Source organism: Nostoc sp. 2RC, assembly GCF_014222165.1.
GTDB classification, from domain to species: Bacteria; Cyanobacteriota; Cyanobacteriia; order Cyanobacteriales; family Nostocaceae; genus Nostoc; species Nostoc linckia.
In genome coordinates this window covers 1-12473 of record NZ_JACKZU010000239.1, presented here as the reverse complement: position 1 = coordinate 12473, position 12473 = coordinate 1, and the positions used below count along the sequence as shown (strand labels likewise).

Below are 12473 nucleotides of genomic sequence, written 5' to 3'. Positions count from 1 at the left end.
GTTTGTATCAACCTTAAGTGGACGCTACCACATTTTCATGCTTGGCGGTGAAATTTTTTTCATTGGGACTGCCTTCTGAAAGCTGTGCGCCCCTACAAATGTACAAATAATTTGGGATAATTTATTTTTTGGAAGTCCCTAAATTAATTGAAAACTCATATAAACCTAACTCGCAATCCCCATAAAGTCTTAAAATATTGTTAATTTCTGGCAAACCCCTCCACCTTCAACTTACAAGTACCACCCCAAAATCATTATGGCTATTGGCTATGTCGCGCTTGTTCTTCATGCACATCTGCCCTTCGTTCGTCACCCAGAAAGTGACTATGTGTTGGAGGAAGAATGGCTCTATGAAGCCATCACAGAAACTTACATCCCATTATTAAAAGTATTTGAAGGCTTAAAGCGAGACGGTATCGACTTTAAAATCACGATGAGTATGACACCGCCTCTAGTGTCGATGCTTCGTGACCCTCTGCTGCAAGAACGCTATGACGCCCACTTAGCACAACTAGAAGAACTTATAGAGATGGAGGCCGAGCGTAACGTCCATAATGGACATATTCGCTACTTGGCCGAACATTACGCCACTGAGTTTAACGAAGCGCGTCAAATATGGGAACGCTACAACGGTGACTTGGTGACGGCTTTTAAGCAGTTCCAAGATAGTAATAACCTGGAAATTATCACTTGCGGCGCTACCCACGGCTACTTGCCATTAATGAAAATGTATCCGCAAGCAGTGTGGGCACAAATTCAGGTAGCTTGCGAACATTATCAGGAAACCTTTGGACAAGCACCGAGAGGTATTTGGTTACCTGAATGCGCTTACTACGAAGGTGTAGAGCGGATGCTGGCAGATGCTGGTATACGTTACTTCCTCACCGATGGACATGGTATTCTTTACGCCAGACCCCGTCCCCGCTTTGGTACTTACGCTCCAATTTTTACAGAAACCGGCGTTGCTGCCTTTGGTCGAGATCATGAATCTTCTCAACAAGTATGGTCTTCTGAAGTCGGCTATCCTGGTGCGTCAGAATATCGAGAATTTTACAAAGATTTGGGCTGGGAAGCAGAATATGAGTACATCAAGCCCTACATTATGCCCAATGGTCAACGAAAAAATACGGGCATTAAGTATCACAAAATTACTGGACGTGGTTTAGGGCTGTCAGATAAAGCACTCTATGACCCTTATTGGGCAAGGGAAAAAGCAGCGGAACATGCCGCTAACTTTATGTATAACCGAGAGCGGCAATCTGAACATTTATATGGTATAATGCAGCGCCCGCCAATAATTGTTTCGCCTTATGATGCGGAGTTGTTTGGACATTGGTGGTATGAAGGGCCTTGGTTCATTGATTTTCTATTCCGCAAGTCGTGGTATGACCAAGGAACCTATGCAATGACCCACTTGGCAGATTATCTGCGATCGCATCCAGTACAGCAAGTATGTCGTCCTTCCCAGTCAAGTTGGGGTTTTAAAGGTTTCCACGAGTATTGGTTGAACGAAACAAACGCTTGGATTTATCCGCATTTACACAAAGCTGCGGAGCGAATGATAGAAATATCGCATGTGGAGCCAGAGGATGAATTGCAGTGGCGAGCATTAAATCAAGCAGCACGAGAATTGCTGTTAGCACAATCTTCTGACTGGGCTTTCATTATGCGGACAGGAACTATGGTACCTTACGCAGTCAGACGCACGCGATCGCACTTGATGAGGTTTAATAAACTCTACGAAGACGTGATAGCTGGCAAAATTGACAGTGGTTGGCTCGAAAAAGTCGAAGTAATGGATAACATCTTCCCTAAAATCAACTATCGCGTTTATCGTCCGTTGTAGTAGGGTAATTAATTAAGCAAGAGTAGGGTGGGTGTTATTTATTTACCCACCCTAATTTTTTATCCACATTCTATTAAGCTGCCTTTGTTGCTATTGGGGCAGGTTGCGGCTGGTATAAGCATCTATGGCATAAGCAGGAATACGCTTTGTGTAGTCTATATCTAAGCCAGTGAGGGATTTAGCCAACTTTTCAAAAGACTCAGAACGCCAGTTACGCTCGTGGATAGGCTTGCTTTGTTCTCCCAAGAAATAAGCCAGAGAGCCTAAAACTGAAGCGGCTACCCAACCCACAACCGCTAATGCAATTACTATAGTCATTGTTCCACCTCGTTTTTAAGTTTTGTAAATTTATGTAAACAAATATAACTTTAACAAAATAAAAGTTGCAATCTATCCACGGGTGTGTATGCCGATAGACTAAGTACGGTATTCCACACTGAAGAGTACCAAGTGGTGAGTATTGACTCAAACAATAAGACGGAAGTAACGGCAAACTATTATGAAACTATTATGTTAGAGGCTATCTGGGTCAATATTTAATTCTCGGAGTTTAGCAGCTAATCTTTGCGCCTTTTCTTCTGCGGCTTGTCGTGCAACTGCTTCTTCTTCATGAGTTAGGAGTGTTTGACCCGTAGCTGGATTGTAAAAACGCAGTTTTCCTGCCTCTAGGCGCAACTCTAGCCCCAAAACTTCACTGGTTAGGGACACTGTACCATCTGGTAGGGTATTTGTTGTCACTGGGAAATAATTACCTTCGACCAAGCGTAAACCTTGGAGTTGGGGATTAAGATAATCGCCTGTAGGATCGTACTGAAAATATTCACGCACTCCTAGAAAAGCGTAGATTCCTTTTTTTGCACCTTGGTCTTTGCTACGGGTGGTTTTTGAGGTAATCTCTAGAACGAAATCTGGAATTTTATCGTTTTCTTCCCAGGTTTTGTAAGAACCTCTGTCGCGTTTTTCTACTCCAAACACCACGAATACATCTGGTGCGACAACTGATTCTGGATTACCTTTTTCGTAATAGATAAATAAATTACCAGCTACGTAGATATCTGGGTGATTTTCAAAATAAATCCGCAGCACACTTCTTGCATAAATCAAATAGCTGCACTGTAAATCACCTTCAGCCATTGGCTTACCGTCCTCATCTGGATATTCAATTGGGGTAACAGGGATATACTCTACTGAGGCTGTCATGGGCAAATCCCTCAACTCATCTAGGGCTAAATTCAATAATATCGCTCAAAATGCGATCGCCATAATTAGCAGGCTGTGAAATTACTAAAAATTCCAAATTCTCTCTAATCTTGACTTTTATCATCAGAATCTTCTAACTCGCATTCTGCAAGTAAATTATCAATACTTTCAGGAAATTCCCCATTTTCAACTTTTTTTGTAAAAACTTGATAACAATCTTTTTTATCGCCTTCTTTACGAGGAAAGCCTAACCAAAGAATAATAATAATTTTTTGTTTTTTGAACGCTCTAAAAAATAACCTATATCGTTCAGGTAATCCCATTTTTTTGAGACGCCCATACTTTTGCAGGGGTTTTTGTAAAGCAAAGTTGCTAGCAAAAGGATCTTGAGGAATTTTTTCTTTAATGCCAATATTCAATGCTTTTAAGAATTTGACATCTGAATGTGTAATAAATTCTTCTTTAGACAACTCATTTTTTAAAATACGAACCCTATTACGCAATTCTACCCATTGTTCGTTAAACAATGGGTAGAAAAAAATCTGCCAACCATTACAAGTAAATGTAGCCATTAATCTATAACTACATCAGCTAGTAAATCATCTATCTCGTCACTCATTTCTTGGGTATAAGGAACAAGCTTAGAAGGATTTTGCATCGCATCCTTCATCAAAAAGTCAAGAAAAAGGCTCATCATAATGCCCTCATCTTCATCAACTTCATCAACATTATCAGTTTCTAATCTAACTAAGAACGTATTATCAGATAGTACTTCAATATAACCTGAAGCATTAGCTAAATGAGGATAGTCCTTAGAGAATGCGCGAGGTAAGCGAAACCCATCTTGATTTCCTACCTTTGCATGAGTCACACGATAACTTTTTCCAGCCATGAGCGAATTCCTAAGTAGGAAGATCTTAGGTATTTAAATATAATACTTAGACACCATAGATTTGATATGAAAAGTTATATTTTTGTTATAACAAATGTTATAACTTATAATTAAACTATAACAGATTCCGCAAAAAGAGACTAAGAAGTTAATATAATAATTTTTAATTAAGTACATATACTTGAAAACCAAATTGCATATAAAACTCACACTCTTATAGGTAGGCTTAAAACCATAACATATAAAAAAGACAGGCAAGATGCCTGTCCTACAAGGAATGAATGATTTAGCAAAGAATTTAGAAATTCATCTCAGCAGCTTGGACTTTTTCAACCTGCTTCTTCTTCAGCACTAGCATCACTTGAGCCAGCATTACAAGAGCGATGAATGCAATTAATCCTTTGACTCTGCCAGCGTCTTGCAGTACGATTTCTGCATCTCTTTGACCGAATCCACCGACGTTGGGGTTATTGGTCAAAGCATCACCAGCCTTAACTGCTTGTCCTTCGGAAACAATCAATTCTGGCCCTGCGGGAACTGTATCAACAACAACATCACCAGACTCAGGTTGGATGTTCAGCAGATATTTAACGTTACCGTCTTCATCTTCTTCTTTGGCAATTTTGGTAATTGTGCCAGTAGCGGAAGCATTGTAAACGTTGTTGTTGCTCTTTTCGCCAGTGGGATAAACTTGTCCGCGTCCGCGATTACCACCTACGTGAACTGAATATTTACCGAACTGGATGTTTTTGTCAGTTGCGGGGTTGGGAGAAAGAACTGGGAAGACGATTTCTTGGTACTGTTCGCCAGGTAACGGGCCGACGATGACAATATTTTCTTTGTCTTCGCTGTAGGGTTGGAAGTAAGTATCGCCGATTTCTTCTTTAAGCTCTTCGGAAATGCGGTCTTCAGGAGCAATCTTAAAGCCTTCGGGTAACATCAGCACAGCACCGACGTTTAAGCCAGTTTTAGAACCATCAGCACCAACTTGCTGAACGCTGGTGTCGTAGGGAATCTTGACTACAGCTTTGAACACAGTGTCAGGTAGCACCGATTGGGGAACTTCCACTTCTGTCGGCTTGGCTGCTAGGTGACAGTTCGCACAAACAATCCGCCCGGTTGGTTCGCGGGGGGTTTCAGGATAGGTTTGCTGTGCCCAAAACGGATAGGCAGCAGCAGATTGGGGAAGGGCGAGATCGCAACTGAAGTAAAATGTCACAGTGGCGATCGCTATGAGCAATGTTTTAACAATTGCTCTAGCACTGCGAGTTAACCTCGCTGTTACAGAAGCATTTCTCATCTCTATAAGGACAATGATTGAAGTTAGTCATTAGTCATTGGGCATTGAGAGTTAAGAGTTAAGAGTTAGGAGTTAAGAGTTAAGAATTATTCTCCTTGTCTCCCTTGTCTGCCTCACTCCCTCATCCCTTACTCAGTAATTAATTAAGCCCACCAAGGTGCATCGCCAGTACGGAAGTCTGTTTCAGTCCAAGGACTTAAAACAATTTTGTCGTCTGTTGTGCTGGCGTGGGCTAAAGCTAAAGATAGTGGTGCTGGGCCGCGAACAACTTTACCAGTTGAATCATACTGAGAACCGTGGCAAGGACACTTAAATTTGTTCTCAGCAACGTTCCAAGGAACAACACAACCCAAGTGGGTGCAGATAGCATTAATCCCGTAATCTTTGATGGCTTCTTTGTTTTCTACCACAATATAGGTGGGGTCACCCTTGAGTCCTTGAACTAAAGTGCGATCGCCTGGGTTACGGTTTTCGAGAAACTTGGCGAGACTAACATCATTGCCCAACTCATCTTTGGCTGTGGTTCCGCCACCAACACCACCGCTAGCTGGTGGAATAAAGTAATTGACAAAGGGATACAATGCACCCAGAGCTACTCCAGTGACAGTCCCAAAAGTGAGCAGATTCATGAACTGACGACGCCCCATATCTGGCACGTCTGCTGATTCCGAAAATTGAGCCATAATCTACGCGCTCTTTGTGTATTTTGTTAAGCATTTTGACAGGAGTACTTGTACTTGAGTAACTCTTGTCTGAAGTCGAAATGCTAACGCTTACGACGATGCCATACTTCTCTGTTCCAAGATTATGTTTAGCATCTTTTCTGTTAGCATTACATTTCTTTATATCCTTATCATACTGGAGTTACGGAACTTAACATCATAACTAAATGTAAAATCTGATTGAGAAAAGCTATGACAGGACAGGAATTACGTCAACTGTTGATTGAGAAGTGGGGATACTCTTACGACGTGCAATTTCGGCGGGCACAGGGGAAGATATTTTTGCAAGTGATGTGGAAATATTTGGAGCAAGCTTCTTTTCCCTTAACTGAGACTGAATACCAAGAGCATCTTGATAGTATTGCTAGTTATCTTCATGCTCTTGGCGGAGTAGCACAAGTGCAAACATTTATCACCCAAACACGCGATCGCCCCCGACTCGGTAAAGCTGTTAGTATTCCCCTTGATTTGGGCGAACGAGCTTCTGAATGGATATTATGAGTTATTACTTAATTAAAAAATATAAAGCCGACCAACTCCCAGATAATTTTCCAGATCGAGCAGAATTTCAACTATCCTAAAGAATTCTTTTGCCCAGAGTTACATCTCTATCTGGCTGAATTAACACAACTTCACCATCATCTAGAACCACTCCTAACACTAAAACTTCTGAGATGAAATTTGCAATTTGACGGGGTGGAAAGTTAGTTACAGCTAATATTAATCTGTCAATTAATTCACTTGATTTGTAAAGTTTTGTAATTTGGGCACTAGATTTTTTCATGCCCAAGTCGCCAAAATCTATCCACAATTTATAAGCTGGTTTTTTAGCTTGAGGAAATTCTTCAACTTTGATGATTTTGCCTACATGAATTTCGATTTTTTCAAAATCTTCAAAGTTAATTTGTGCCATTTAATTTGAGATTTTTGTACGGCGACTAGATATAGATTAACTAAGATTTTAGACGTTTTGAAATCTTGAATTTTCATCCAAAATCAAAAATTTAAAATCTAAAATTCTATGAATTTAAATTTAAATATCGCTATTTTCCTGTGAGCTTCACTAAGCCAATACCACCAAAGTAAAGCCCCAGAACTGCACCAGCTAAAAGACTTTGGGTGAGGGGGTCGGTGGAAGGTGTGAGAATTGCTCCTAAAACCACTGCTCCCATAATCACGTAACGCCAACCAGAAACCATTTTTTGGGACGAGACAATATTCAAGTTACCGAGTAATAGTTGAATGATGGGAATCTGAAAAGCTAAACCAGTGCTGAATAAAAGTAGCAGCACAAATTCAAAATATTTGTCAATAGACCAAAGTTGTTCAACGACATCTGCCCCGTAGCTGATGAAAAATTTCAAAGCTGCGGGAATTAAAAGTAAATAAGCAAATACTAAACCTGCTGCAAATAAAACACTCGACCCTAAAACCACAGGCCCCAATAAGCGGCGTTCCCGGCGAGTCAGTCCCGGAAGCACAAACTGGATAATTTGGTAAAGAATAAAAGGACTAGAAAGCACCAAGCCAGTGTAAGCTGCGACTTTCAGGGAGACAAAGAAATATTCTCCAGGTGCAAGTTGCAGAAATTTGACTCCTTGTGCTGGAACTTCAAGCAGTTGGACAATGGGCTTAACAGCAAAGAAACAACCGACAATTGCTATAGCTACAGCAATTAACGAATAAAAAATTCGCTGTCGCAACTCTTCTAAGTGGTCGAAAAGTGACATTTCGACTTCACCCGGCAACTCATCTAAAGGATCTGTTTGGGAGTTGCCATCTGTTTCTGAGTTGATATCAGTAGCGGTTACAGTATCTACGTCTTGTGAGGGCGTCATGAGTTCAGTTAGTAGGCAACATTGGTAATTTTATTGGGCATTGGGCATTGGGCATTGGGCATGGGGCATGAGGAAGATGAGGGAAGCAGGGGAGAATAATAACTCACCACTCATCAGTCATCAGTCACCAGTCAACAGTCAACTCCCTACTCAGCATTGTTAACTATTTTATCCGGCGATCGCAGCCACCAAGATCTGTTTTTCAGGGCTGCGAGTTTTTTGTCCTGTTTTTTGGGGTTGCATGTGCATAAGTTAGTAGGAAGCCATCTTGTAGGCAATGCCTTAATACGGTTGGATTCAAGGGGAAAGGGGAAAGGGGAAAGGTTTCAAATACATCCTTTACCCCTTACTGTTTTCCCAGACTACAAGGGAAGTTCATACTGCTTATCCAAACCGTATTGGGCAATGCCTAACCTAAAATAGGGTGGAACCGATAATTTGTAAATCACGTCTCTGCGGCTAGTAGGACTGAGTAACTCAACACAACATCAATATACAATGCTCAGTTTTTCAACTCCGGTTCATCAAGGTGGCATCTAAGTTTAGCGTAATCATCAGAAATTTTTAGCTGAGGTTGTATGAACCGGACAATTTGCATTGGTCTGATGGCATTGCCTATTTATTTATCCAATGCTGAGCTAAGCAATGTTTATAGTAATGTGTCAATTGTCAAAAACCAGCTTCCTACCATAGCTGCTGTGATGGTTTACAGCATGAATACCCCTTTTGATATCTTGCCTTGGCAAATATCAGCTAGAGACGATCAAACTGAAGATTGTCTTCGCTCTGGTATATGCAAGGATTGATCGGTCGCTCAACTTAATTAAACGTAAAATGTCATAAACGAGGCGAATGCAGTGAAGCGTAGCAATCGCCAAGACTCTATTTTACGTATTTCAATGTTGACTTACTTACTAAAGTGTTATGCATTTGAGTTGTAGATTCAGGGAACTCGAAAAAATAAAAGTTACAGCAGTTTCATAATTAAAAAACTAATGGTTGCAGAAAGTTATCAAGGTACAGTCCTGATTACAGGAGCCTCAACAGGAATTGGTCAGGCCTGTGCTTTGCTTTTAGACAAATTAGGATTCACTGTTTTTGCTGGTGTGCGTCAAGATATTGATGCTCAAGCACTACAAGAAAAAGCTTCACCAAGGCTAATTCCAGTTTTTTTAGATGTTACTGATGCTGATTCCATTGCTTCTGTAGCACAGAAGGTAACAAATACAGTGGGTGATGCTGGAATTTTAGGTTTAGTAAATAATGCTGGAATTGCTGTCCCCGGCCCCTTAGAATTATTACCCATCGCAGAATTTCAACATCAGATAAATGTAAATGTCACTGGACAATTAGCAGTGACACAAGCATTTCTTGGTTTATTACGCCAAGGTAGCGGTCGAATTGTGAATATGGGTTCCATTGCTGGGAGAAGTCCTACTCCATTTTTGGGTGCTTATAATGCTTCTAAATTTGCTTTGGAAGCACTCACTGATGTCATGCGTATGGAATTAAAACCGTGGGGAATTTCAGTTTCAATTATTGAACCTGGTTCCATCGCTACGCCTATTTGGAATAAATCCCTAACTCAAGCTGACATCGGACAAAACAGTTTACCAGAATCGGCACTCAATCTTTACGGTCGGGCGATGAATATTGTACGCCACAAAATGCAGATGATTGCATCTAGAGGAATTTCTGCGGATATTGTTGCTCAAGCTGTTGTCCACGCGCTAACTGCAAAACAACCAAAGACGCGATATCTCATTGGACAAGACGCCAAAATCCAAGCTGTTTTGAAACATATTTTGCCCGATCGCCTCTACGATCGCCTAATCTTATATTCAATGGGTTTGTAGTTCGATGTGATTGGGTCTAATCAATCTTTTACATTATTTGTTGTCTTTGAGAGAGGAGCGATAGCTTTACAATGTTCGCTCCTCATTTTTACGCCAATACAAAACACGATAGGTTTATGTATAGCAATCCTATTTCAGTGGTGAATAATATTCGGTGTTAATTGTCAACGGTTAACAGTCAACAACACTAACACATAATATTTCACAAATTATTTGGAATTGATATATATATTCAATAACATTACAAAATTGTACTTAATAGTACCTTTTTTTGTGTCGGATATTTTTAATATTCATAAGAGTACCTTATTTTATATTTTTGGTTTCCCTAATTTATCCTTATAGTATTTGTACTTAATTAAAATTCAAATTTAGCATTGCGATGTGCTATACAAAACGTATATATGAAAAATCAACTGGAATATTGCTAACTTAGTTAGTAATTTAAGTGAGATTTACTGAAATTAACAGAGCAATTCCGGATCGGAAATTTTGTCATCCCCATTTTTGAATTAACTTTATTAGTTATGCTCCTAGATTTAGAAAGATTTTATCAGGCTTGCAATCCAAGTAGACCTCTAATGATAGGAGATGCAAGCGATCGCCGATATTATATCGATTTTGCAGCGGTGCGGGGTGGCAAAATCATTGAGGCTTTGCAGCGTACCATCACTCGCATATCCCCAGATTCACCAACTTGTCAGCTATTTACGGGACATCTCGGCTGTGGAAAATCAACGGAATTGTTGCGCCTAAAAGCCGAGTTAGAAGTACAGCAGTTTCATGTGGTTTATTTTGAGTCTACCCACGTCTTAGAAATGGCGGATGTGGATGTGACTGATGTTTTATTGGCCATCGCCGGTCAGGTGAGTGAAAGTCTGGAGGCGATGAAAATTAAACTCAAGCCTAGATACTTTAGCAAATTGTTTGGCGAAATTGTCGATTTTTTGCAAACACCAATTGAACTGGGAGTTGAAGCCGAGTTATCTGTGGGGATTGGCAAAATTACTGCTAAAACCAAAGAAAGTCCCCAATTGCGGCGGCGGTTAAGGGATTATTTGGAACCGCGAACGGCGAATATTTTACAGTCAATTAATCAAGAACTATTAGAACGTGCCAACAAAGAACTCAAAACTCAGGGTAAAAGAGGACTAGTAGTAATTGTTGATAATTTGGATAGAGTCGCAATTCGACCTTTACCATCGGGGCGATCGCTACCAGAATACTTGTTTATTCAACGAGGCGAACAGTTACGCAAACTAAATTGTCATGTAGTCTATACTATTCCCCTAGCTTTGACTTTCTCCAACGATAGCGCCGAACTTCAACATCGTTTAGGCGGAGGAGTCGCGCCAAAAGTTTTACCGATGATACCTGTGCGTTTGCGCTCTGGAGAAATTTTTCCCCAAGGACTAGCATTGATGCGACAAATGGTTCTAGCAAGGGCTTTCCCGGACATTTTACCCAGCGATCGGTTAGGCTTAATTACAGAAGTGTTTGATAATTTAGAAACCTTAGATCGGTTGTGTTTAATTAGTGGCGGTCATGTACGCGACTTGTTGGGGTTGTTGTTTGATTGTTTGCGGGAACAAGATCCACCATTCGAGCAGGAATGTGTCGAATTGGTAATTCAAAGACAGCGAGATTACCGAGCCAATGCCATTGACCCCCATGAATGGGAACTCATTTTTCAGGTGGTGCAACAACAGAGAGTTAGAGGCGATATTGAATATCACACTTTATTGCGGAGTTTATTTGTATTTGAGTACCGCGATCGCGAAGGGGCTTGGTTTGCAGTCAACCCGGTTTTAGCAGAAACGCAAAAATTTAAATCATGGTTGAACGATACCCACAAGTAGATATCAGAGCAAATAACGAGCGGGCATTGAGGAGTTTAGGGAGAGCGATCGCACTTTCTCACGGTCAATTTTCCCTAGTTTTAGTATGCTGCAATTATCGGGTTTTGCAAGAAGAGATGTTGCAACGGCTCGAAGAATTATCTTCAGGATTATACCACATTCAAAAAGTAGTTTTACCACACAACGCCAGAAGTCTTTACACAACTATTCATTTACAATTAGTTACCGAGAAGCAACCGCCCTCAGCGTTGATGATTTTGGGTTTAGAGTTAATAGAGGGATTGGATGATTTCTTAAGGTCTATTAATCATATTCGTGATGAATTTCGCAAGCGTCATCCATTTCCGATAATTGTCTGGATGAATGATGAAGTTTTACAAAAAGTAGTACGTTTAGCGCCAGATTTTGCCAGTTGGGCGGCGACACCGATTAGATTTGAAATGACAACTAATTCGTTGCGGGAATTTCTGCAACAAGAAACTGATTCTTTATTTGCCAGAGTTTTACCGAAAAACACTGTACAACTGCAAACATCTAAATTGGTAGAAAATTATTCTACTTTGGGGCAAATTTGGAAACATAATTATGAATTACATTTTGCCATCCAAGAATTACAAAATCGTGGCGTCACCTTAGAATCAGAATTGTACGCCAGTTTAGAATTTGTTTTTGGCTTAGATAATTATGTTAGCGATCGCATCAATCCCGCGTTAAATCATTTTCAGAAAAGTTTACAAATTTGGCAAAGATTGGGAGAGAGGGAGGATGAAGAGGACGCGGTGACAGAAAGACGCGGGGACGCGGTGAGAGGAGATGAAGAGGACGCGGTGACGGAAAGACGCGGGGACGGGGTGAATGAGAATTTCCCCGTGTCCCCGCGTCCCCGTGTCCCCGTGTCCTCTTCCCTTGTGTTTTCTTCACGAGAAGAAAGAGTATTTTCTTCCCCATCCCCCCCATCTC

The 12473-nt window shown here is 40.8% G+C and carries 13 protein-coding genes and 1 pseudogene; 6 read left to right on the top strand and 8 right to left on the bottom strand.

Annotated elements, in window-relative coordinates; genetic code table 11:
* Positions 1 to 256: 256 nt before the first annotated feature.
* A complete protein-coding gene (locus tag GNE10_RS23275) occupies positions 257 to 1846 on the top strand; it encodes a glycoside hydrolase family 57 protein (RefSeq protein ID WP_185567196.1) in 1590 nt (529 codons plus the stop codon).
* 90 nt (positions 1847 to 1936) lie between these two features.
* Here GNE10_RS23275 and GNE10_RS23270 read toward each other — a convergent pair whose 3' ends face one another.
* The 6 genes from GNE10_RS23270 to petC all read right to left on the bottom strand — a co-directional run bounded on the left by GNE10_RS23270 (position 1937) and on the right by petC (position 5921).
* Positions 1937 to 2164 (bottom strand): photosystem II protein, Psb35-related, encoded by a 228-nt coding sequence (locus tag GNE10_RS23270; RefSeq protein ID WP_185567195.1) that lies wholly within the window; start codon positions 2162 to 2164, stop codon positions 1937 to 1939.
* 195 nt (positions 2165 to 2359) lie between these two features.
* Positions 2360 to 3046 (bottom strand): Uma2 family endonuclease, encoded by a 687-nt coding sequence (locus GNE10_RS23265; protein WP_185567194.1) that lies wholly within the window; start codon positions 3044 to 3046, stop codon positions 2360 to 2362.
* 104 nt (positions 3047 to 3150) lie between these two features.
* Positions 3151 to 3618: a type II toxin-antitoxin system YhaV family toxin gene (locus GNE10_RS23260; protein WP_185567193.1), complete on the bottom strand. Its 468-nt coding sequence runs from the start codon at positions 3616 to 3618 to the stop codon at positions 3151 to 3153.
* Positions 3618 to 3938, bottom strand: a complete 321-nt coding sequence (locus tag GNE10_RS23255) for a hypothetical protein (RefSeq protein ID WP_185567192.1) — start codon at positions 3936 to 3938, stop codon at positions 3618 to 3620. Before GNE10_RS23255 ends, GNE10_RS23260 begins: the two co-directional genes overlap by 1 nt.
* Positions 3939 to 4236: 298 nt before the next feature.
* A complete protein-coding gene (gene petA, locus GNE10_RS23250; protein ID WP_185567191.1) occupies positions 4237 to 5238 on the bottom strand; it encodes a cytochrome f in 1002 nt (333 codons plus the stop codon).
* 143 nt (positions 5239 to 5381) lie between these two features.
* On the bottom strand, positions 5382 to 5921 hold the full coding sequence (gene petC, locus GNE10_RS23245) for a cytochrome b6-f complex iron-sulfur subunit (protein ID WP_185567190.1): 540 nt from the start codon (positions 5919 to 5921) through the stop codon (positions 5382 to 5384).
* 231 nt (positions 5922 to 6152) lie between these two features.
* Between petC and GNE10_RS23240 the strand changes: the two genes are divergently transcribed.
* A complete protein-coding gene (locus GNE10_RS23240; RefSeq protein WP_099068119.1) occupies positions 6153 to 6461 on the top strand; it encodes a DUF3067 family protein in 309 nt (102 codons plus the stop codon).
* 76 nt (positions 6462 to 6537) lie between these two features.
* On the opposite strand, the gene GNE10_RS23235 is transcribed toward GNE10_RS23240, so the two are convergent.
* Together GNE10_RS23235 and tatC are read right to left on the bottom strand one after the other, a co-directional pair.
* Positions 6538 to 6873, bottom strand: a complete 336-nt coding sequence (locus GNE10_RS23235; protein WP_185567189.1) for a tRNA-binding protein — start codon at positions 6871 to 6873, stop codon at positions 6538 to 6540.
* A gap of 130 nt (positions 6874 to 7003) precedes the next feature.
* On the bottom strand, positions 7004 to 7798 hold the full coding sequence (gene tatC, locus GNE10_RS23230) for a twin-arginine translocase subunit TatC (RefSeq protein WP_185567188.1): 795 nt from the start codon (positions 7796 to 7798) through the stop codon (positions 7004 to 7006).
* A 578-nt stretch (positions 7799 to 8376) separates the two neighbouring features.
* Between tatC and GNE10_RS23225 the strand changes: the two genes are divergently transcribed.
* From GNE10_RS23225 to GNE10_RS23210, 4 genes and pseudogenes are all read left to right on the top strand, one after another.
* Complete coding sequence (locus tag GNE10_RS23225) at positions 8377 to 8604, top strand: hypothetical protein (RefSeq protein WP_185567187.1); 228 nt, start codon at positions 8377 to 8379, stop codon at positions 8602 to 8604.
* 189 nt (positions 8605 to 8793) lie between these two features.
* A complete protein-coding gene (locus tag GNE10_RS23220) occupies positions 8794 to 9654 on the top strand; it encodes an SDR family NAD(P)-dependent oxidoreductase (RefSeq protein ID WP_185567186.1) in 861 nt (286 codons plus the stop codon).
* Between the two features lie 527 nt (positions 9655 to 10181).
* The gene (locus tag GNE10_RS23215; protein ID WP_099068126.1) at positions 10182 to 11513 is read left to right on the top strand and encodes a P-loop NTPase fold protein; all 1332 of its coding nucleotides are present in this window, start codon (positions 10182 to 10184) and stop codon (positions 11511 to 11513) included.
* A pseudogene (locus GNE10_RS23210) lies at positions 11489 to 12473 on the top strand (hypothetical protein); the annotation flags it as partial. The gene GNE10_RS23215 and the pseudogene GNE10_RS23210, both read left to right, overlap by 25 nt.